This is a genomic window from Pantoea sp. OVA07A (assembly GCF_019969975.1).
Lineage (GTDB): Bacteria > Pseudomonadota > Gammaproteobacteria > Enterobacterales > Enterobacteriaceae > Pantoea > Pantoea agglomerans.
In genome coordinates this window covers 1,418,637-1,438,739 of sequence record NZ_JAHXYM010000001.1, presented here as the reverse complement: position 1 = coordinate 1,438,739, position 20,103 = coordinate 1,418,637, and the positions used below count along the sequence as shown (strand labels likewise).

Here is a 20,103-nt window from a genome sequence, read left to right as displayed (position 1 = left end):
ACTGGTTTTCATTACCTAATGCACAAGGTTATCCACAGGAATGGTGGATAAGTGATGGCAGCCCCGACGCCATCAGCTGTGTATAATTTTTCCCTGCCTTCTCACTACCGTGAAAATAATTTTTTTTGCGTTAAATTTCGCGTTGCCTGCTGACCGATTATTCTGCAATTTTAATCTGTCACCGGGTGCCGTACGCAAATTTGCACGCCTCATACTAAGATTCTTAATCGGACTTCCTGCCACGTTACAGTACGTCTGCACCAGAAACAGCGCTCCAGGGCACTGCAAAAGTGCAGGCGCGTGGTCACCGTGGGGAATTGATAAGTTTTTCTCACCTTTCTTCCCTGACACGCGGCGCTCCGGCAGGAAACAGGGCCGTTTTTAGATCTGGCCTGGGAATTGCAGGAGTTCAGTGGCGTCACCGCGCGGAACGCGCACTGTGCTGCAATGGCGAGGCTGCCATTGCTGATGACTTGTTTGCCAGACGACAGAGCGCGGAAGCAATCAGGCTAACGATCGGGAAGGAGAGTGTCAGATGCTGAGTTTACGTTCGGTAAATCAATTTTACGGTCAAAACCATATTCTGTGGGATGTGGACCTGGATCTGTCGCCTGGCACCTGCACCGGCATTCTGGGCCGTCCTGGCATGGGTAAAACCACGCTGGTGAACTGCATCATGGGCAGATTGCCGATTAACAGCGGCTCTATCTCCTGGAAAGAGGATGGCTCGCCGCCGGAAGATCTGCTGCTGCAACCGGCTGAACAGCGGGCGCAGATGGGGATTGGCTATGTGCCGCAGGGCCGCCATATTTTTACCCAGATGAGCGTGGAAGATAATCTGCTGATTGCCCTGCTGGCGGGTGCCAGCCAGCGCGACCGCCATCGCGCCATTCCCGAAATGGTATTCGACCTCTTCCCGGCGCTCTACTCTCTGCGCCAGCAGCGCAGTGGCGATCTGCCGATCGATCAGCAGCAACAGCTGGCCCTGGCGCGCGCGCTGGTGCTGCAGCCCAAACTGCTGATTCTGGATGAGCCGACCGACGGGATGTCGCCGTGGCTGGAAGAGGAGATGGGCAATCTGATCCGTCGGCTTAACCTCGACTACGGGCTGACCATCCTGCTGCTGGAGCAGCGCCTGTCGCTGATCCGTCGCGTGGCGGACTATTTCCTGCTGCTGCACCGCGGCCGCAATGTGGCGCAGGGCAGCATGGAACAGCTTGATGACCACACCGTCGATAAATGGCTGACGGTGGCCTGACACTCAGCGCCTGCCCCACCGGGCGTAAGTGTTGCAGGCAGGCTGGAGACGGAGCGCGCGGAACCACCGGAGCGTGTGCACAGCGCGTGAGGATGGTGAGCACTGCCCGGATTCAGCACGACAAATAAAATAGCCAGGCTACGCGGTTACTCCGGCAGCGTCAGGTAGTGACCACAGGACGCCTGCTGCGCCGCATCGGTGAGAAACGGGATGGTGCCCAGACAGGGCGCAGGTAACCTGTTTTTCAGGCTGGTGAGATACTCCTGATAGCGTTTACCCGGCGGTTCGACGGTGTTGGCGATCCAGCCCACCAGCGGCAGGCCGCTTGCCCGCACCGCGTCAGCGGTGAGCATGGCGTGATTGATGCAGCCGAGCTTAATCCCTACCACCAGAATCACGGGCAGCTTTTCGCTGACCACCCAGTCCGCATAAGTGTGCGTCTCCGACAATGGGGTGTACCAGCCGCCCGCGCCCTCTACCAGAATCCAGTCTGCCAGCGGTTGCAGCGCCGCCAGACCCGCCGACAGCGCCAGATGGGTGATCGGCCTGCCCTCTTCGGCGCTGACGATGTGCGGCGAAGTCGGCTCGAGAAACGCCAGCGGATTGACCTGCTGATAGCTTAACGGCACGCTGCTGTAACGCTGCAGCGCAAGCGCATCGCTGTTACGGATGCCCTCTGGCGTCATCTCACAGCCTGAGGCAACCGGCTTATAGCCCGCACAGCGATAGCCCGCGGCGGCCGCCGCCTGCAGCAGCCCGCCGCTGGCAACGGTTTTACCGACCTCGGTGTCGGTGCCAGTGATAAACAGGCGTTTCATGATGCACTTACTCCATAGATTAAATGGTAACTCAGGCGATAGCCGTGCCGATCGCGCGGCCAGTGCGCCTCTAACTGGTTGAGCCGTTGTCGGGTTAATACCTGCCCGTCACGCCCCTGGTGCAGATGGGTCGCGCCAATCCCCTTCATGGAGCGCATGGCGCTGAGCGCATCGGGAAAATGCAGGGTCACCACCTCTGAGGTACAGCGCAGGTGCTCTGCGTGGCAGGCCGCCGCAATCTGCGGCTCGCTGAGAAAGCGATTGGCGTGAGGCAGCGCATCCAGATGGGACCAGGCTTCATGAACCTCCTGCAGAGACCCGTCGCCCAGAGTGGAAAACAGCAGCGTGCCATCGGGCCGCAGCACCCGCCGGAACTGGCTCAGCGCGCCGGGCAGATCCTCGCTCCACTGCACCGCCAGGTTGCTCCACACCAGGTCAATCGTGTTATCCGCCAGCGGCAGCGCGTCGATATCACCGGCCAGATAGTGCTGCGCCGCGTCATTGTCCCGCGCCTGTTGCAGCATCTGCGGAGAGAGATCCAGAGCCGTTACCTGTTTGCCAAGTTCGCGCCACAGCCTGCTGTACCAGCCGGTGCCACAACCGGCATCCAGCAGCTGCAGACCGCTCTGTGCGGGCGCCAGTGCCAGCAGGGCATCGCCGCTGAGGCGTTGCAGCGCCGCATGGGCATCGTAATGGCTGGCCGCCCGGCCAAAGGCGCGTGCCACCGCCTGCTTGTCAACCCGCAGCGTCATGCAGCGCCTCCAGTAACCGGTCAATATCCTCGGGGCGATGAGCCGCGGTCAGAGTGATGCGCAGCCGGGCCGTCCCCGGCGGCACGGTCGGTGGCCGGATCGCGCTGACCCAGCAGCCCGCCTCAGCCAGCCGCTGGGAGAGCGCCATCGCATCGCCATTTTCGCCCACCAGCAGCGGCTGAATCGCGCTGCCGGAGTCCATCAGTTGCCACGGCAGCGAGGCCGCACCGCGCCGGAAATGGCCAATGTTCTGTTGCAGTTGCTGCCGCAGGGCATCGCCCTGCTGAACTTCACGCAACGCCGCCTGCAGCGCGCTCGCCTGCGCCGCGGGCATCGCGGTGGAGTAGATCAGATGTCGGCTGAACTGCAGAAAATAGTCGGCGGTGGCTGCGTCGCACAGCAGCGCGGCACCGCTGACGCCAAAGGCTTTGCCAAAGGTGACCACCAGTAGTTCCGGTTTAACGCCCTGCTGCCAGCAGCTGCCGCGCCCCTGCTCACCCACCACGCCGATGCCGTGCGCATCATCCACCAGCAGCCAGCCCTCTGCCTGGCGCGTCTGTTGCGCCAGGGCGGCCAGCGGCGCACTGTCGCCATCCATGCTGAAAATACCTTCCGTCACCACCAGCGTTTCGCCCTCGCAGGGAGAGGCGAGCCGGGCTGCCAGGCTCTCCGGCGCGTTGTGATGGAAACGTCGTAGCTGTGCCGGACTATGGCTGGCGGCGTCGAGCAGCGAGGCGTGGCTGAGTTTATCGGCCAGGATGCGATCGTTTTTCTCACCCAGCAGATGAATGACCGCCTGATTGGCCGCAAAGCCAGAGATAAACAGCAGCGCACGGTCGTAGCCGAGCCAGTCGGCCAGCTGCGCCTCAAGATCGGCGTGCTGACGGTGATAACCGGTGACATGCCCTGAAGCACCGGCACCTGCGCCCGCCTGCGCCGCGCCCTGTTGCCAGCCCGCAATCACCGCCGGATGCTGGGTTAAGCCGAGATAATCATTGCTGGAAAAGTGGAGATAGCTGCGGCCGCCGCTGTGCAGCGTGCGGGTCGATTGCTGATCGATCACCCGTCGCTGCCGCCAGCCATCGGCCGCCCGGCGCTGCGTCAGCGCCTGACGGATACGTTGCTGCCAGCCCATTACAGCGCCGCGTTGTAGAACTGTTCAGTGTCGGCATGGAATAGCTGCTCGCTGAGTTGCTGCTCCTGCTGCTGATCGCCGTGCTGAGTGTGAGTATGCTCCGGGTTAAGACCCAGTTTGCGGAACAGCACGCGGTCTTTGTCCTCTTCCGGATTCGGCGTGGTCAGCAGTTTGCAGCCGTAGAAAATCGAGTTCGCCCCGGCCATAAAGCACATCGCCTGGGTCTGCTCACTCATCTGCTCACGGCCCGCTGAGAGGCGCACATGCGAGGTCGGCATCATGATGCGCGCCACCGCGATGGTGCGGATAAAATCGAACGGTTCCACATCATCGTTATCCGCCAATGGCGTGCCTTTGACCTTCACCAGCATATTGATCGGTACACTCTCCGGCGGCGTTGGCAGGTTGGCTAACTGCACCAGCAGACCGGCGCGGTCGTTAACGGTTTCGCCCAGGCCGACAATGCCACCCGAACAGACCTTAATGCCGGCGTCGCGCACTTTGCCCAGCGTATCCAGACGTTCCTGATAGCTGCGGGTGGTGATGATGGAGCCGTAGAATTCCGGTGAGGTGTCGAGGTTATGGTTGTAGAAATCGAGACCCGCGCCCGCCAGTCGCTGCGCCTGGTGGTCGCTGAGCGTGCCCAGCGTCATGCAGGTTTCCATTCCCATCGCCTTCACGCCTTCCACCATCTTCTCCAGATAGGGCATATCTCGCTCGTGCGGATTTTTCCACGCGGCACCCATGCAGAAACGGGTTGAACCGGCGGCTTTGGCCTGACGCGCTGAGGTCAGCACCTCTTCCACTTCCATCAGACGCTCCGACTCCAGGCCGGTCTTGTAGCGCGCGCTCTGCGGGCAGTATTTACAATCTTCCGGACAGGCACCGGTTTTAATCGACAGCAGGGTACTGACCTGCACCTGGCGCGGATCGAAGTGCTGCCGATGCACCTGCTGCGCTTTAAACATCAGTTCAAGAAAAGGTTGATCAAACAGCGCTTGCGCCTGTGCAATTGTCCAGCGTTGAGCCATTACTTACTCCAAAAAGGGTGTCATCCCGACGAAAAGCAGGGTTATACTTGTAAACTATATTTTTTTATTTTGGTTTACAACTCCGATGACTATCCCCGTTTTCTCCTCAGACGATGCCCGCTTTGACCGCCAGCATATCTGGCATCCCTACACCTCGATGCAGGATCCGCTGCCCTGCTACCCGGTGGTCGCCGCACAGGGTTTTCAGCTGAAACTGGCCGATGGCCGTGAGCTGGTGGATGGGATGTCCTCGTGGTGGGCGGCGATCCACGGTTACAACCATCCGCGCCTGAACCGGGCGCTGACAGAGCAGGTCACCCAGATGTCGCATGTGATGTTTGGCGGCATTACCCATCCGGCGGCGGTGGCGCTCTGCCGTCAGCTGGTGGCGATGACGCCTGAGGCGCTGGAGTGCGTCTTCCTGGCCGATTCAGGCTCGGTGGCGGTGGAAGTGTCGATGAAGATGGCGCTGCAGTACTGGCTGGGGCGTGGCGAGACGCGTCAGCAGTTCCTGACGCTGAAACGCGGCTATCACGGCGATACCTTTGCAGCGATGTCGGTGTGCGACCCCGAGAACTCGATGCACAGCCTGTGGCGCGGCTATCTGCCCGAGCATCACTTTGCGGCGGCCCCGGCCTGCGGCTTTGATGATGAATGGCACCAGCCTGATTTCGATGATTTCGCCAGGCTGATAGAACAGCATCACCGGCAACTGGCAGCCGTCATTCTGGAGCCGATTGTGCAGGGTGCGGGCGGCATGCGTTTCTACCATCCGCGCTATCTGCAGCAGGTACGGGAAGTCTGTGATCGCTATGGCGTGCTGTTGATTGCAGATGAGATCGCCACCGGGTTTGGCCGTACCGGCAAACTTTTTGCCTGCGAGCATGCGGGCATTACCCCGGATATTCTCTGCGTCGGCAAAGCGCTGACCGGTGGCATGATGACGCTGGCGGCGACCCTGACTACCCGCGAGGTCGCGGACACCATCAGCCGCAGCGCGGCGGGCTGCTTTATGCATGGCCCGACCTTTATGGGCAATCCGCTGGCCTGCGCGGTCGCGGCGGAGAGCCTGACCATGCTGGCGGAAGGTCACTGGCAGCGCCAGGTGGCGGCGATCGAACAGCAGTTACGGGCTGAGCTGCTGCCACTGCGCAGTTCACCGCAGGTGGCCGATGTGCGCGTGCTGGGCGCGATTGGCGTAGTGGAAACCCATCAGGCGGTAAATATGGCGGCGCTGCAGCAGTTCTTTGTTGAACAGGGCGTCTGGATCCGGCCTTTTGGCCGGCTGATCTACCTGATGCCACCCTACATCATCACGCCGCAGGCGCTGAGCAGGCTGGTGCAGGCGATTGGCGGCGCGCTGGAGCATTCTCAACATTTTGCCGCCTGAAGCGGGCTGACCGCTGGCACTGACGGCACTTTTAGTTATGATGACAGGCTATTCATCGACAATTAAGGAGATGTGATGCGCGTTTTTAGTCAGGATTTTAATGACGGCGAGAAGATGCCTGAAAAGCATGTTTTCAACGGCATGGGTTATCAGGGCGAGAATATCTCTCCCCATCTTGCCTGGGAAGCGGCACCAGAGGGTACCAAAAGTTTTGTGGTGACCTGCTACGATCCTGATGCCCCGACCGGTTCCGGCTGGTGGCACTGGGTGGTGGCGAATATTCCGGCCAGCACGACGTCACTGCCGCAGGGTGCCGGTTCCGGCAAAGCGTCACTGCCAGCAGGCGCAATCCAGACCCGTACCGATTTCGGTCAGGCGGGCTACGGTGGCGCGGCGCCGCCACAGGGCGAAACCCATCGCTACATTTTCACCTTGCATGCGCTGGATGTTGAGACGATTGAAGTAGATGAAGGCGCCAGTGGCGCAATGGTCGGCTTTAATGTGCATTTCCACGCACTGGCGAGCGCCTCGCTGACCGTGAATTATCAGTAATTCAGCACGCCAGACTACTGGCAAACCCAAGGCTGGGTGACCTGGCAGCAACGTATTAGCTCAAAACGCAGGGAACGGCGTCAGAAGAGGAAAGCGTCCCACGCCATGGATGGCGGGGGCAGAGCGTGCCATGGATGGCGGGGGCAGAGCGTGCCATGGATGGCGGTTTTTGCGTCTTTTCGATCTGACGCCGTTCCCTGTGTCTGCTCGATCTCACAGCTGGGCTGTGGCAGACTTCGTCAACTATCTCATACCTCTCCCTGACAGGAGAGGCGTTTTTCGTAGCGGGTTACGCCTGTAACTGATGAATCACAACCCACATCGGGCCCTGCCCCACCGCATAACGTCCCAGCGGCTTTAACAGCCCTTTCGGTTCGGTAATCGCATAAACTTCGATGTGATGAGATTTCTGTCCCGCCGCCACCAGATAGCGTCCGCTGTGATCGATATTAAATCCGCGCGGCTGCGTTTCCGTCGGCTGGAACCCTTCCAGGGTCAGCTCATCGCCCAGGTCGCTGACGCTGAAGACTGCCAGCGTGCTGCTGGTGCGGTCGCAGGCATAGAGGAAACGGCCATCCGGCGTCAGATGAATATCGGCTGCCCAGCGCGTACCGCTGAAGTCAGGCGGCATCATATCAAGCGTCTGCACGCTTTCTGCTTCACCTTCGCCCGTATTTAATGCCCAGACCTCAACCGTGCTGTCGAGCTCATTCACGCAGTAAGCGTACTGACCGCCCGGATGGAACTGCATATGACGCGGGCCAGCGCCTTCTACTGTCGTGACCTGCGTCTGTTTACGCGGCGTCAGCTGACCATCTTCGCCCAGCGTAAACAAACAGATACGGTCCTGCTTCAGAGCCGGCACGTAGAGCGTCTTGTTGTCATTATCGATGTTGGCCGAGTGACAGCCATCCAGTCCGCTGATCACCTGCAGCGGGGCCTGCGGAATGCCGTCATCGCCAATCGGGCTGACGCTGACGCAGGCATCATTGTAGGAGCCGCAGAACAGGAATCTGCCCTGGCGATCGGTGGAAATGTGAGTCGGGCTGCCGGGCAACGGCGCCTGACCCGCTTCGGTCAGCGTGCCATCGGCGGCAATGCGAAACGCCAGCACGCGGAAATTGGGACGCACACCGACATAGAGAAAATCGCGGTTCGGACTCACCACCATCGGCTGAACCTGGCCGGCGACATCGGTCACCTGAAGCAACGTCAGCCCGCCCTCATCATTCATCTGCCAGACGTGGATCTGCTGGCTCTCGGGACTGGCGGTGTAGACAACTTGTTTCATGCATTCTCCTTTTTTGCTGCCTGATCATGATCTGTGAATCACTGTAGCCTGTTTTATTGCCCTACGCTGGGATCATTTGTGCCCTGTTTTTTGTCTCCGGACCGTGGTGAGGTGTAGACTTCAGCCCCTGCAAACCAGGAAAAACGAGAGGATTAATGAGCTACCGTGTAATTGCCCTCGACCTCGACGGCACGCTGCTGACCCCAGCCAAAACGATTCTGCCGCAGTCAATCGAAGCGCTAAATCAGGCACGCCAGGCGGGCCTTCATGTCGCTATCGTGACCGGACGCCATCACTGCGCTATCCACCCTTTTTATCAGGCGTTACAGCTGGATACACCCGCAATCTGCTGTAATGGCACCTATTTGTATGATTACCAGGCGAAAAAGGTGCTGGCGTCCGATCCCCTCGACCCGCAGCTGGCGTTACAGGTGATTGAGATGCTGAATCAGCAGCAGATTCACGGGTTGCTCTACGTGGATGATGCGATGCTCTATCAGACCCCGACCGGCCACGTGATGCGCACCCTGAAGTGGGCCGAATCGCTGCCTGCCCACCAGCGTCCACTGTTCCGTCAGGTGCCCGACCTGGCCCAGGCGGCACGCGACGCCGGTTCGATCTGGAAGTTTGCCCTGTCGCACAACAACATCCCGGAACTGCAGCAGTTCGCCACCAGGGTGGAAGCGGAACTGGGACTGGCCTGCGAATGGTCGTGGCACGATCAGGTGGATATCGCCAAAGGCGGCAACAGCAAAGGCAAACGACTGGCGCAGTGGGTTGAATCACTGGGGCTGAGTATGTCCGATGTGATCGCGTTTGGTGATAACTATAACGATCTCAGCATGCTGGAAACGGCCGGACTGGGCGTGGCGATGGGTAATGCCGATGAGGCGATCAAAGCGCGGGCGAAAATGGTGATCGGCACCAACCTTGAAACCGGTATTGCCGATACCCTCTATCAGTACGTGTTGTAATCAGGGCGTCACCGAGACGCTTTTGATCTGGGCATAAAGCCACTGATCCGGCCGGATGCCCAGCTCATCCCGCGCCCACGGCGTGATGCGCGCCCAGAGTTCGCTGATGCCGATGCGCAGCTTCACCTCAACCTGGTCCCCGACCTCCAGCAATTCCACCACCTGTGCCGGTAAAATGTTGCGGATGGAGCTGTGTTGCGGCGGCTGCAGCGCCAGAGAGACATCGGCCGAGGCAATGCGAATACGCAGCGGGGTTTTAACCGGCTGATTCACCCGGCTGACCCAGATGTGCTGATCGCCCAGCGACAGCGCGGTCATCGGATAGTCGGGATGCTGTTCCAGCACCTGCACCCGCAGCACGCTGGTCAGTTCACTCACCGGCAGCCAGGGCCGCATCGCGCTGCTGCTCCAGACCCGCTCCAGCGGACCAAAGGCTTTGACCTTGCCCGCATCCAGCACCAGCACGTTATCAGCCAGCTGCAGGATCTCCTCCAGACTGTGCGAGACGTAGAGCATCGGAATATCGACCTGCTTCGCCAGCTTTTGCAGATACGGCATCAGTTCACGTTTGCGTGGCAGATCCAGTGACGCCAGCGGCTCATCCAGCAGCAGCATATCCGGTGCGGTCAGCAGCGCACGGCCAATCGCGACCCGCTGCTTTTCCCCGCCCGACAGCGACAGCGGAAAGCGCGGCAGCAGCGCCTCCAGACCCAGCAGTGAGACCAGACTGTCGAACTGCGCTTTCATCTTAGGTGCCATACCATATTGCAGGTTGCCTCGGACCCGATAGTGCGGGAACAGCCGCGCATCCTGGAAGACATAACCGATACGCCGTTTTTCCGGCGGCAGCGCAATCTTCTGCTCTGCATCAAACAGCAGGCGATCGTGTAGCTGGATCCGTCCCCGCTGCGGCTGGGTCAGCCCGCTGATCGCGTTGATCAGAGAGGTTTTTCCGGCGCCTGACACGCCGAAAATAGCAGTGATCCCTTTGGCCGGGATCTGCAGGTCGACCTCCAGCACGTGATCGCCCTGCTGCTGCATAACGTTGAGTGATAGCATCAGTTTCCCATCCGCTTACGGCCTGCACGTGCCAGCCATTCCGACGCCAGCAGTGACGCCAGCGCCAGTACGATCGCGATGACGCAGAGCCGTGCCGCCGCCCCTTCCGCGCCCGGTGTCTCTATCAGGGTAAACATCGCCAGCGGCAGCGTGCGCGTCTCGCCGGGAATATTGGAAACAAAGGTGATGGTGGCGCCGAACTCGCCCAGCGATCGGGCAAACGCCAGCACCGTACCGACGATCACGCCCGGCAACGTCAGCGGGAGCGTAATGGTGAAAAAGACCCGCCAGCGTCCGGCGCCCAGCGTGCGCGCCGCCTGCTCCAGCCGGCAATCCACCGCCTCCAGCGCCAGCCGGATGGCACGCACCATCAACGGAAAGGCGATCACGGCAGAGGCCAGTGCGGCACCGCGCCAGCTGAAAGCAAAGCTGAAGCCGAACCAGTCATAAAGTTTTTCGCCTATGATGCCGCGTCGCCCAAGGCTAATCAGCAGCAGATACCCCACCACCACCGGCGGCAGCACCAGCGGCAGGTGGATCAGGCTGTCGAGCAGCGCTTTACCGGGAAAACGGCAGCGCACCAGAATCCAGGCCATCAGGATGCCAAACGGCAGACTGCCTATCACGGCTATGCCAGAGACTTTAAGGCTAAGCAGTACCGCCTGCCATTCGGGATCGCTGAGTATCATTTCGTCGGTGTGAATCCGTAATGTTTAAAGATAGCCGCGGCCTGGGGCCCTTTCAGATAATCATAAAACGCTTTAACGGCGGCGTTGTCGTGATCGTTCACGATCGCCATCGGATATTCTACGGGTTTATGGCTGGTTGCCGGAAAATGCCCGACGACCTGCACTTTGTCGCTGGCGACCGCGTCGGAACCGTAGACAATGCCATAGGGCGTTTCATTACGCTCGACCAGCGCCAGCGCTGCCCGCACATTATTGGCTGGCGCTAACGAAGGCGCAACGCCTTCCCAGGCACCCAGCTTTTGCAGCGCCTCTTTGGCGTAGATGCCCGCAGGAACGTGGTCCGGATCGCCGACTGCCATACGCTCACCGTGCAGCAAGGTTTTCCAGTCAGTCTGCGGGTCCAGCGTCACCGCTTTCACGGCGGCACTGCGTGGCGCAATCAATACCAGATCGTTGCCCAGCAGGGTATAGCGGCTGCTGGTAATCACACTTTTTTTCGCCACCGCATCATCCATCCACTGCTGATCGGCAGAGATAAAGAGATCGGCAGGAGCACCCTGCTCAATCTGGCGCGCCAGCGTTGAAGAGGAGGCAAACGAAGAGACCACCGTCACCCCCTTTTCCTGCTTGTAACGGCTGGCAATATCCTGCATCGCGTTGGTCAGAGAAGCCGCGGCAAACACAGTGATGTTGTCGGCGGCCACAGCCTGCCCGGCCAGCGAAACGGTGATCAGGGCCGCGACGCCCCAGCGATAGTGTTTAAATGACATGATTTTCTCCGGCTATTCGTTGTGTAGCGGATAATATAGCGCAATGTCAGTGAGGTTCAGTAAATTATCGGCAGGGGGAACAAAAGGTTAAATCAGGAGAGATAAAAACGACCACGCCCGCGCAGATGGCGGGCGTGGCAGCAATTAATTGTGCGAACGGGCTGAGGATTTTTCGCGATGACCAATTTTAGAGATGACGTTAAACACTTCACCCAGGCCATAAATCATGCCCAGCATCAGCGCCATCACGACAGGCACCATCAGTATGGCAACGGCGAGGCTTTTAAGTAATTCCAGCATGGAGAGTCTCACTCTGCTAACAAAAAAGAGATTGTAACGGGTCAGCAAAATTTTGCGGAGCCCTTTTCGTGCTTTTACTTTGGTCACAAAACGCCGCTATCATCGGCCTTCGCCTTAACCCTTTGCCGGAGCTGTCATGGAAGCCGAACTGTCCCTTCATATCCGTTTACAACAGAAACTGTTTGCCGATCCGCGACGTATTGAGCTGCTGAAACGCGTACAGCAGACCGGGTCGATCAGTCAGGGTGCGAAGCTGGCCGGTATCAGCTACAAAAGTGCCTGGGATGCGATTAATGAGATGAACCAGATGGCGGATGAAACGCTGGTGGAGCGGGCCACCGGTGGCAAAGGCGGCGGCGGTGCAACGCTGACTCGCTACGGTGAACGCCTGATTCAGCTGTTCCAGCTGATGGAGCAGATCCAGCAGAAAGCCTTTGATGCGCTGCAGCAGGATACGTTACCGCTCGACAGTCTGCTGGCGGCCATCGCCCGTTTCTCTCTGCAGACCAGCGCCCGTAACCAGCTGTTTGGCACCGTCGTCAGTAACGATGCGCAGCAGGTGGTCCAGCATCTGCTGATTCAACTGGCCGATGGCGTCACGCAGCTTAATGTGGCGCTGACCCAGCGCAGCGCCGATCGCCTGCAACTGGCCTCAGGTAAAGAGGTGCTGGTGCTGATCAAAGCGCCGTGGATCCGCATCAGTCGTGACGCCGCACAGGATGACAATCAGCTGGCAGCGACGGTCAGTGCCATCGAACCCGGCGAGCAGATGAGTGAAGTGCTGATGAAGCTCGCCAGCGGCGAAACCCTGTGCGCGACCCTGAGCAACGATCAGCTGCAGCAACTGACGCTGCAGCCCGGCGACGCCGTGATCGCCAGTTTCAATGCCGAACATGCGATCGTCGCCACCCTGCTCTAGTGGTTGATTTGACTTCATTACAGGCAATGGTTACAACTCAGTGACACGATGCAAAAAATGGAACAGATCATGGCTTCATTGCACATTTCGCAAGGCACGTTTCGTCTTAGCGATACCCGGATACTGAGTCTGAATCAGGTGGAACTGCAGCGCGGCGAAAGCTGGGCGTTTGTCGGAGCCAACGGCAGCGGCAAATCATCACTGGCGCGCGCACTCTCTGGTGAACTTCCGCCGCTGGCCGGTTCAGTCAGCAGCGATTTCAGACGGCCGGTCCGGCTGTCGCTGGAGCAGCTACAAACCCTGGTGGCGCAGGAGTGGCAGCGCAACAACACCGATATGCTCAGCGAAGGTGAAGAGGATACCGGGCTGACCGTGGCAGAGGTGATTCAGGCAGAGGTGCAGCACCCCGAGCGCTGCGAGCAGCTGGCCCAGCAGTTCGGCATCGAAGCGCTGCTTTCACGCCGCTTCAAATATCTCTCTACCGGCGAAACCCGCAAAACCCTGCTCTGTCAGGCATTGATGAACCAGCCAGATTTGCTGATTCTGGATGAGCCGTTTGACGGGCTGGATGTGGCGTCGCGCGCCAGCCTGACCGACACGCTGCGCGGCCTGCAGCAACCGACATTTACCCTGGTGCTGGTGCTCAATCGCTTTGACGATATTCCCGATTTCATTCAGCAGGTTGGCGTGCTGGCGGAGTGCACCCTCACCCACAGCGGGCCACGCCAGGCCATTTTAACGGAAGCGCTGGTGGCGCAGCTGGCACACAGTGAACAGCTGATGGGAATGGCGTTACCTGAGGCGGATGCGCCGGATCAGCTGCCATCGCTGGCGGATGATGCGCCGCGCGTTATCCTGCGCAACGGCACCGTCTCGTATAACGATAAGCCAGTAATTCAGGGGCTGAACTGGCAGGTCAACGCCGGCGAGCACTGGCAGATTACCGGCCCGAACGGCGCCGGAAAATCGACCCTGCTCAGCCTGGTGACCGGCGATCATCCTCAGGGCTACAGCAATGATTTAACCCTGTTTGGCCGCCGTCGCGGCAGTGGTGAAACCATCTGGGATATCAAGCAGCATATTGGCTATGTCAGCAGCAGCCTGCATCTCGATTACCGCGTCAGCACCAATGTGCGCACGGTGATCCTGTCGGGCTTCTTCGACTCTATTGGTCTCTATCAGGCGGCTTCTGACCGGCAAAAAGCGCTGGCACAGCAGTGGCTGGCACTGCTGGGGATGGATAACGGACAGGCCGATGCGCCGTTCCACTCGCTTTCATGGGGACAGCAGCGGCTGGTGCTGATTGCCCGCGCGCTGGTTAAGCATCCGACGCTACTGATACTGGATGAGCCACTACAGGGGCTCGACCCGATTAACCGCCAGCTGGTGCGGCGCTTTGTCGATGTGCTGATTGGCGAGGGACGGACTCAGCTGCTGTTTGTTTCGCATCACGCGGAAGATGCGCCCGCCTGCATTACACATCGCCTGAGCTTTATCGCCCATGACGGCGGCTATCACTATCAGCAGGAAACCCTGCACTAGGGCTCTTGTAACGCGTCACCCCACGCCGCTGCTGCGGCGTTTTAAAGCACCCTTGTGTAAGCGCTACCATTCCACATCACCTTTCACGCCATATATCCGCGCACATTGCCACGAAATAAGAATATTCAGCTTGTGTAAACGATACCATTTATTCAGACTTGATCACGCTTTCGTGCGCGCTGATGTGCTACTTTTTACCGATGCCTCCTTGGCTTTTGACGCTTACCAGGATCTAACATGGAAAAATTCAACCCGGTCGATCACCCGCATCGCCGTTACAATCCACTGATTGATCAATGGATTTTAGTTTCACCTCATCGGGCCAAACGTCCGTGGCAAGGCGCGCAGGAAACCCCGGCGGTCAATACGTTACCGGCGCACGATCCGGACTGCTTCCTGTGTGCCGGAAACACCCGCATCACCGGCGACAAAAACCCGGACTATTCGGGCACCTACGTCTTTACCAATGACTTTGCTGCGCTGATGACCGACACGCCAGACGCGCCCGAGAGCGACGATATCCTGATGCGTTGTGAAAGCGCACGCGGCACCAGTCGGGTCATCTGCTTCTCGCCCGATCACAGCAAAACCCTGCCGGAGATGTCGCTGAACGCACTGGAAGAGGTGGTGCGTACCTGGCAGGCAGAGACCGCCGATCTGGGTCAGCACTATCCGTGGGTGCAGGTGTTTGAGAACAAAGGTGCGGCGATGGGCTGTTCCAACCCGCATCCCCATGGTCAGATCTGGGCCAACAGCTTCCTGCCGAATGAAGCGCAGCGTGAAGATGATCATCAGCGCGACTATTTCGCTAAACATGGCTCGCCGATGCTGGTCGATTATCTGGCTCGCGAACAGCAGGATGGCAGCCGCACCGTGGTGGAAACCGATCACTGGCTGGCGGTGGTGCCGTGGTGGGCCGCCTGGCCGTTTGAAACCCTGCTGCTGCCGAAAGCGCACGTCAAACGAATTACCGACCTCAATGAGGCGCAGCGTACCGACCTGGCGCTGGCGCTTAAGCTGCTGACCAGCCGCTACGACAACCTGTTCCAGTGCTCATTCCCCTACTCCATGGGCTGGCATGGCGCGCCGTTTAACGGCGAAGCCAACGATCACTGGCAGTTGCATGCTCACTTCTATCCGCCGCTGCTGCGCTCAGCAACGGTGCGTAAATTTATGGTTGGCTATGAAATGCTGGCCGAAACCCAACGCGATTTAACGGCGGAACAGGCGGCGGAACGTCTGCGTTCGGTCAGCGACGTTCACTTCCGTGAGGCACAACAATGAGCTTAAAAACCATCACGCAGCAGCTTTTCTCTGACACCTTCGGTTACGCCGCTACGCATACCATTCAGGCACCGGGCCGCGTTAACCTGATTGGCGAGCATACCGACTATAACGACGGCTTCGTGCTGCCGTGCGCCATCGATTACCAGACGGTGATTGCCTGTGCCCGCCGTGACGATCGTCAGATTCGTGTGGTCGCTGCGGATTATGAAAATGCGCAGGACACATTCTCTCTCGATGAAGAGATCGTCAGCCTGCAGGAACCGATGTGGGCTAACTATGTGCGCGGCGTGGTGAAACATCTGCAGCAGCGTCATGCCGATTTCGGCGGTATCGATATGGTGATCAGCGGCAACGTGCCTCAGGGCGCGGGCCTCAGCTCATCTGCGTCGCTGGAAGTGGCGGTCGGCACCGTGGTGCAGCAGCTCTATAATCTGCCGCTGGATGGCGCCGCCATTGCCGTGAATGGTCAGGAAGCGGAAAACCAGTTCGTCGGCTGTAACTGCGGCATCATGGACCAGCTGATCTCAGCGCTGGGCCGGAAAGATCACGCCATGCTGCTCGACTGCCGCACGCTGGGCACGCGTCCGGTGTCGATGCCGGAAGATATCGCGGTGGTGATCATCAACTCCAACTTCCGTCGTACCCTGGTTGGCAGCGAATACAACACGCGTCGTGAGCAGTGTGAAGCGGGCGCGCGTTTCTTCAATAAGAAGGCACTGCGTGACGTTGAACTGGTCGAGTTTGAAGCGGCACAGGCGCAGCTCGACCCGCAGGTGGCAAAACGCGTGCGTCACGTTCTGACCGAGAACGCCCGCACCCTGGAAGCAGCCGATGCGCTGACGCAGGGCGACCTGACCCGTATGGGCCAGCTGATGGCCGAATCTCACGCCTCGATGCGTGACGACTTCGAGATCACCGTGCCACCGATCGATACCCTGGTAGAGATCGTGAAAGCGCAGATCGGTGAGCGCGGCGGCGTGCGTATGACCGGCGGCGGCTTTGGTGGTTGTATCGTCGCGCTGATGCCACTGGATCTGGTCGATCAGGTCAAAGCCGCCGTAGCGGAGCAGTATGAAGCAGCAACCGGCATCAAAGAGACCTTCTACGTCTGCAAAGCCTCTGAAGGAGCTGGCCAATGCTGAACGACGTCAACTCCCATGCGCCCGACGGTCAGCCGTGGCGCATAACGGTGCTGCGCAATGCCAACGGCATGCTGGCCACCTTTATGGACTGGGGCGCAACCTGGCTCTCCGCCCGCGTGCCGATGCAGGATGGCACGGTGCGTGAAGCGCTGCTCGGCTGCGCCACGCCCTCTGACTATCTCCATCAGGATGCCTATCTGGGCGCGACGGTCGGCCGCTACGCTAACCGCATCGCCGGGGCAAAACTGAATAAACTGAACCGCCAGCTGGTGCCGAACCAGGGCGCACATCAGCTGCATGGCGGACCGGAAGGCTTTGATAAGCGCCGCTGGCAGATTGTCAGCCAGTCTGACAGCGAGGTGCACTACCGCATTGATTCGCCTGATGGCGATCAGGGCTATCCCGGCAATCTGATTGCCGATCTGCGCTATCAGCTGGATGACCAGAACTGCCTGAGCATAAGCTATGAAGCGCGCTGCGATCAGCCCTGCCCGGTCAATCTGACTAACCACGCCTACTTTAACCTTGATGCGCATCATGGCGACGCCCGCCAGCATCGCTTACAACTGCACGCCGACCATTATCTGCCGGTCGACAGCGAAGGCATCCCTAATGCGCCGCTGAAAGAGGTTGCCGGAACCAGTTTTGATTTCCGCGAGGCCAAAGTCGTGGCACAGGAGTTTCTGGCAGACGACGACCAGCGAGCGGTGAAGGGCTATGACCATGCGTTTCTGCTCAACAGCGCAGGCGACGACACTCAGCCTGCGGCAGAACTCTGGTCGGAAGATGGCAGACTGCAGCTCAGCGTGACCACTTCGGCACCGGCGTTGCAGTTCTACTCCGGCAACTACCTGGCGGGCACCCGTGCCCGTGAGCAGGCGAGCTATACTGCATTTCAGGGTATTGCGCTGGAAAGCGAATTTTTACCGGATTCGCCTAATCATGATGAATGGCCTCAGCCTGATTGCTGGCTGCAGCCGGGAGATCGCTGGGAATCCGTGACGCGTTATCGCTTCACGCCGCGCTGAGCCTCCGGCTGAAAAACGCGCAGTGCGTCACACACAGGCTTACGCGCTGCCCGCTTTTCCGTTATGGTATGGCGCAATCAGCTCGCGTGTCAGGCGGGCAGCAGCAGGTTTCCAATCTCACAGAAACATCACAGTATTAAGGAGTTAAGCTATGGCTGTAACTAAGCTGGTTCTGGTGCGACACGGCGAAAGCCAGTGGAACAACGAAAACCGCTTTACCGGTTGGTATGATGTTGACCTTTCAGAGAAAGGTCGTGGCGAAGCCAAATCAGCAGGTCAGCTGCTGAAAAAAGAGGGCTTCGTTTTCGATTTCGCTTACACCTCAGTACTGAAGCGTGCCATTCACACGCTGTGGAATGTGCTGGATGAGCTGGATCAGGCCTGGCTGCCGGTTGAGAAAACCTGGCGTCTGAACGAGCGTCACTACGGTGCGCTGCAGGGTCTGGATAAAGCGGAAACCGCTGCCAAATATGGTGATGAGCAGGTTAAGCAGTGGCGTCGCGGCTTTGCCGTTACTCCGCCAGAGCTGGATCGTTCAGATGAGCGCTTCCCGGGCCATGATCCGCGTTACGCGAAACTGACCCCAGAGCAGCTGCCAACCACCGAAAGCCTGGCGCTGACTATTGACCGCGTTATCCCTTACTGGAACGAAACCATTCTGCCGCGCATCAAAAGCGGTGAGAAAGTGATCATTGCCGCACACGGCAACTCACTGCGTGCGCTGGTGAAATATCTGGATAACCTGAGCGAAGATGAAATCCTCGAACTGAACATCCCTACCGGCGTACCGCTGGTCTATGAGTTCGATGAAAACTTCAAACCGCTGAAACGCTACTACCTGGGCGACCAGGACGAGATTGCCGCGAAAGCTGCAGCCGTTGCGAATCAGGGTAAAGCGAAGTAATTTCTCGCTGAAATGCAAAAAGGCCAGACGAAAGTCTGGCCTTTTTTATTGGGATGCGCGCATGAACGCTGCGCACTGTGTTCGTTGTCAGAATAAAGAAGTCAATGAGCCTGGCAACAACTGATTGGCTCAAATCGCAGGGAATACGGTCAGAGGCACAATCCTCAACGCGAACCGGGTCAGACCTTGTCAGTTATCCCACTCAGCCGCGGCGCTGTTTAACCGCTGCCGCCAGCTGACGCAGTACCTTGTCGGTATCTTCCCAGCCGATACAGGCGTCGGTGACGCTTTTGCCATAGACCAGCGGCTCGCCGCTCTCCAGGCTCTGGTTGCCCTCCACCAGATGACTCTCAATCATCACACCGACAATCGCCTGCTCACCGTTAATCAGCTGCTGTGAGACATCGTCTGCCACGATCATCTGACGCTGGAACTGCTTGCTGCTGTTGGCGTGGCTGAAATCGATCATCACCTGCTGTGGCAGACCCGCTTTTGCCAGGCCCTCTTTGACCTCTGCAACATGCTGCGCACTATAGTTCGGCTCTTTGCCGCCGCGCAGAATGATATGGCAGTCACCGTTGCCGCTGGTTTCCACAATGGCGGAGTGACCATACTTCGTCACAGACAGGAAACAGTGCGGCGATCCCGCCGCGTTGATGGCATCGATCGCCACCTTAATGGTGCCATCGGTGCCGTTTTTGAAGCCGACCGGACAGGAGAGACCGGACGCCAGCTCACGGTGTACCTGGGATTCCGTGGTGCGCGCGCCAATCGCGCCCCAGCTCATCAGGTCAGCCACATATTGCGGGGTAATCATATCCAGAAACTCGCCCGCCGCCGGTAAGCCGCTGTCGTTAATATCCAGCAGCAGTTTACGCGCCAGACGCAGACCGTCGTTGAGCTGGTAGCTGTTATCCATGTAGGGATCGTTGATCAGCCCTTTCCAGCCCACCGTGGTGCGCGGCTTTTCAAAATAGACCCGCATCACCACTTCCAGCTCGCCTTTCAGCTCATCACGCAGCGCCAGCAGGCGGTCGGCATACTCTTTTGCCGCTTCAGTGTCATGAATTGAGCAGGGGCCGATCACCACCAGCAGGCGATCGTCCTTGCCCTGCAGGATCTGATGAATCGCCTGACGGGCCTGTGAAACGGTCTGTGCAGCACGATCGGTCGCCGGGAATTTTTCGAGCAGCGCAACCGGAGGTAACAGCTCTTTAATCTCTTTGATGCGTAAGTCATCGTTCTGGTAATTCATACTGATT

Annotated in this window: 20 protein-coding genes; 10 read left to right on the top strand and 10 right to left on the bottom strand. The window is 59.0% G+C overall.

Annotated features, from left to right (window positions below; translation table 11 throughout):
• The first annotated feature begins 535 nt into the window (after nt 1–535).
• Nucleotides 536–1,258: an ABC transporter ATP-binding protein gene (locus tag LC417_RS06935; protein ID WP_010260222.1), complete on the top strand. Its 723-nt coding sequence runs from the start codon at nt 536–538 to the stop codon at nt 1,256–1,258.
• 146 nt (nt 1,259–1,404) lie between these two features.
• Here the strand turns inward: LC417_RS06935 and bioD are convergent, their stop codons facing one another.
• From bioD to bioB, 4 genes are read right to left on the bottom strand one after another with little or no spacing between them, the layout of a single operon-like run.
• Nucleotides 1,405–2,076: a dethiobiotin synthase gene (gene bioD, locus LC417_RS06930; protein ID WP_062758126.1), complete on the bottom strand. Its 672-nt coding sequence runs from the start codon at nt 2,074–2,076 to the stop codon at nt 1,405–1,407.
• Nucleotides 2,073–2,828: a malonyl-ACP O-methyltransferase BioC gene (gene bioC, locus LC417_RS06925; RefSeq protein WP_223565641.1), complete on the bottom strand. Its 756-nt coding sequence runs from the start codon at nt 2,826–2,828 to the stop codon at nt 2,073–2,075. Before bioC ends, bioD begins: the two co-directional genes overlap by 4 nt.
• Nucleotides 2,812–3,963, bottom strand: a complete 1,152-nt coding sequence (bioF, locus tag LC417_RS06920; protein ID WP_033771178.1) for an 8-amino-7-oxononanoate synthase — start codon at nt 3,961–3,963, stop codon at nt 2,812–2,814. The genes bioC and bioF overlap by 17 nt, the downstream gene beginning before the upstream one ends.
• The gene (gene bioB / locus LC417_RS06915) at nt 3,963–4,994 is read right to left on the bottom strand and encodes a biotin synthase BioB (protein WP_022626019.1); all 1,032 of its coding nucleotides are present in this window, start codon (nt 4,992–4,994) and stop codon (nt 3,963–3,965) included. Before bioB ends, bioF begins: the two co-directional genes overlap by 1 nt.
• Nucleotides 4,995–5,079: 85 nt before the next feature.
• Between bioB and bioA the strand changes: the two genes are divergently transcribed.
• Complete coding sequence (bioA, locus tag LC417_RS06910) at nt 5,080–6,384, top strand: adenosylmethionine--8-amino-7-oxononanoate transaminase (protein WP_223565640.1); 1,305 nt, start codon at nt 5,080–5,082, stop codon at nt 6,382–6,384.
• A gap of 75 nt (nt 6,385–6,459) precedes the next feature.
• Nucleotides 6,460–6,936, top strand: a complete 477-nt coding sequence (locus LC417_RS06905) for a kinase inhibitor (RefSeq protein WP_223565639.1) — start codon at nt 6,460–6,462, stop codon at nt 6,934–6,936.
• 289 nt (nt 6,937–7,225) lie between these two features.
• Here the strand turns inward: LC417_RS06905 and pgl are convergent, their stop codons facing one another.
• Nucleotides 7,226–8,227, bottom strand: coding sequence for a 6-phosphogluconolactonase (pgl, locus tag LC417_RS06900; RefSeq protein ID WP_010669667.1), 1,002 nt, complete (start codon nt 8,225–8,227; stop codon nt 7,226–7,228).
• A 155-nt stretch (nt 8,228–8,382) separates the two neighbouring features.
• Here pgl and LC417_RS06895 point away from each other — a divergent pair, with 155 nt between their 5' ends.
• Nucleotides 8,383–9,201, top strand: a complete 819-nt coding sequence (locus tag LC417_RS06895; RefSeq protein WP_050680597.1) for a pyridoxal phosphatase — start codon at nt 8,383–8,385, stop codon at nt 9,199–9,201.
• Here the strand turns inward: LC417_RS06895 and modC are convergent, their stop codons facing one another.
• The 4 genes from modC to LC417_RS06875 form a co-directional block, all read right to left on the bottom strand.
• A complete protein-coding gene (modC, locus tag LC417_RS06890; protein WP_010260194.1) occupies nt 9,202–10,260 on the bottom strand; it encodes a molybdenum ABC transporter ATP-binding protein ModC in 1,059 nt (352 codons plus the stop codon).
• On the bottom strand, nt 10,260–10,949 hold the full coding sequence (modB, locus tag LC417_RS06885; protein ID WP_010669664.1) for a molybdate ABC transporter permease subunit: 690 nt from the start codon (nt 10,947–10,949) through the stop codon (nt 10,260–10,262). Before modB ends, modC begins: the two co-directional genes overlap by 1 nt.
• Nucleotides 10,946–11,719, bottom strand: a complete 774-nt coding sequence (modA, locus tag LC417_RS06880) for a molybdate ABC transporter substrate-binding protein (RefSeq protein WP_223565638.1) — start codon at nt 11,717–11,719, stop codon at nt 10,946–10,948. The genes modB and modA overlap by 4 nt, the downstream gene beginning before the upstream one ends.
• A gap of 144 nt (nt 11,720–11,863) precedes the next feature.
• Nucleotides 11,864–12,019: an AcrZ family multidrug efflux pump-associated protein gene (locus LC417_RS06875; RefSeq protein WP_010260183.1), complete on the bottom strand. Its 156-nt coding sequence runs from the start codon at nt 12,017–12,019 to the stop codon at nt 11,864–11,866.
• Between the two features lie 136 nt (nt 12,020–12,155).
• Here LC417_RS06875 and modE point away from each other — a divergent pair, with 136 nt between their 5' ends.
• The 6 genes from modE (at nt 12,156) to gpmA (ending at nt 18,841) form a co-directional block, all read left to right on the top strand.
• Entirely contained in the window at nt 12,156–12,938 is a 783-nt protein-coding gene (modE, locus tag LC417_RS06870; RefSeq protein WP_223565637.1) for a molybdenum-dependent transcriptional regulator, read from the top strand.
• A gap of 69 nt (nt 12,939–13,007) precedes the next feature.
• The gene (modF, locus tag LC417_RS06865; protein WP_223565636.1) at nt 13,008–14,480 is read left to right on the top strand and encodes a molybdate ABC transporter ATP-binding protein ModF; all 1,473 of its coding nucleotides are present in this window, start codon (nt 13,008–13,010) and stop codon (nt 14,478–14,480) included.
• A 237-nt stretch (nt 14,481–14,717) separates the two neighbouring features.
• The gene (galT, locus tag LC417_RS06860; protein ID WP_022626027.1) at nt 14,718–15,764 is read left to right on the top strand and encodes a galactose-1-phosphate uridylyltransferase; all 1,047 of its coding nucleotides are present in this window, start codon (nt 14,718–14,720) and stop codon (nt 15,762–15,764) included.
• On the top strand, nt 15,761–16,909 hold the full coding sequence (gene galK, locus LC417_RS06855; protein ID WP_033771167.1) for a galactokinase: 1,149 nt from the start codon (nt 15,761–15,763) through the stop codon (nt 16,907–16,909). Before galT ends, galK begins: the two co-directional genes overlap by 4 nt.
• Complete coding sequence (galM, locus tag LC417_RS06850; protein WP_033779565.1) at nt 16,903–17,937, top strand: galactose-1-epimerase; 1,035 nt, start codon at nt 16,903–16,905, stop codon at nt 17,935–17,937. Before galK ends, galM begins: the two co-directional genes overlap by 7 nt.
• Nucleotides 17,938–18,088: 151 nt before the next feature.
• Entirely contained in the window at nt 18,089–18,841 is a 753-nt protein-coding gene (gpmA, locus tag LC417_RS06845; protein WP_033756988.1) for a 2,3-diphosphoglycerate-dependent phosphoglycerate mutase, read from the top strand.
• Nucleotides 18,842–19,043: 202 nt separating this feature from the next.
• Here gpmA and aroG read toward each other — a convergent pair whose 3' ends face one another.
• Nucleotides 19,044–20,096, bottom strand: a complete 1,053-nt coding sequence (gene aroG / locus LC417_RS06840) for a 3-deoxy-7-phosphoheptulonate synthase AroG (RefSeq protein ID WP_033785477.1) — start codon at nt 20,094–20,096, stop codon at nt 19,044–19,046.
• Between the last annotated feature and the right edge of the window lie 7 nt (nt 20,097–20,103).

Coding starts and splice junctions, on each gene's coding strand:
- LC417_RS06935 (WP_010260222.1), top strand. CDS start 536: ATGCTGAGTTTACGTTCGGTAAATCAATTTTACGGTCAAAACCATATT.
- bioD (WP_062758126.1), bottom strand. CDS start 2,076: ATGAAACGCCTGTTTATCACTGGCACCGACACCGAGGTCGGTAAAACC.
- bioC (WP_223565641.1), bottom strand. CDS start 2,828: ATGACGCTGCGGGTTGACAAGCAGGCGGTGGCACGCGCCTTTGGCCGG.
- bioF (WP_033771178.1), bottom strand. CDS start 3,963: ATGGGCTGGCAGCAACGTATCCGTCAGGCGCTGACGCAGCGCCGGGCG.
- bioB (WP_022626019.1), bottom strand. CDS start 4,994: ATGGCTCAACGCTGGACAATTGCACAGGCGCAAGCGCTGTTTGATCAA.
- bioA (WP_223565640.1), top strand. CDS start 5,080: ATGACTATCCCCGTTTTCTCCTCAGACGATGCCCGCTTTGACCGCCAG.
- LC417_RS06905 (WP_223565639.1), top strand. CDS start 6,460: ATGCGCGTTTTTAGTCAGGATTTTAATGACGGCGAGAAGATGCCTGAA.
- pgl (WP_010669667.1), bottom strand. CDS start 8,227: ATGAAACAAGTTGTCTACACCGCCAGTCCCGAGAGCCAGCAGATCCAC.
- LC417_RS06895 (WP_050680597.1), top strand. CDS start 8,383: ATGAGCTACCGTGTAATTGCCCTCGACCTCGACGGCACGCTGCTGACC.
- modC (WP_010260194.1), bottom strand. CDS start 10,260: ATGCTATCACTCAACGTTATGCAGCAGCAGGGCGATCACGTGCTGGAG.
- modB (WP_010669664.1), bottom strand. CDS start 10,949: ATGATACTCAGCGATCCCGAATGGCAGGCGGTACTGCTTAGCCTTAAA.
- modA (WP_223565638.1), bottom strand. CDS start 11,719: ATGTCATTTAAACACTATCGCTGGGGCGTCGCGGCCCTGATCACCGTT.
- LC417_RS06875 (WP_010260183.1), bottom strand. CDS start 12,019: ATGCTGGAATTACTTAAAAGCCTCGCCGTTGCCATACTGATGGTGCCT.
- modE (WP_223565637.1), top strand. CDS start 12,156: ATGGAAGCCGAACTGTCCCTTCATATCCGTTTACAACAGAAACTGTTT.
- modF (WP_223565636.1), top strand. CDS start 13,008: ATGGCTTCATTGCACATTTCGCAAGGCACGTTTCGTCTTAGCGATACC.
- galT (WP_022626027.1), top strand. CDS start 14,718: ATGGAAAAATTCAACCCGGTCGATCACCCGCATCGCCGTTACAATCCA.
- galK (WP_033771167.1), top strand. CDS start 15,761: ATGAGCTTAAAAACCATCACGCAGCAGCTTTTCTCTGACACCTTCGGT.
- galM (WP_033779565.1), top strand. CDS start 16,903: ATGCTGAACGACGTCAACTCCCATGCGCCCGACGGTCAGCCGTGGCGC.
- gpmA (WP_033756988.1), top strand. CDS start 18,089: ATGGCTGTAACTAAGCTGGTTCTGGTGCGACACGGCGAAAGCCAGTGG.
- aroG (WP_033785477.1), bottom strand. CDS start 20,096: ATGAATTACCAGAACGATGACTTACGCATCAAAGAGATTAAAGAGCTG.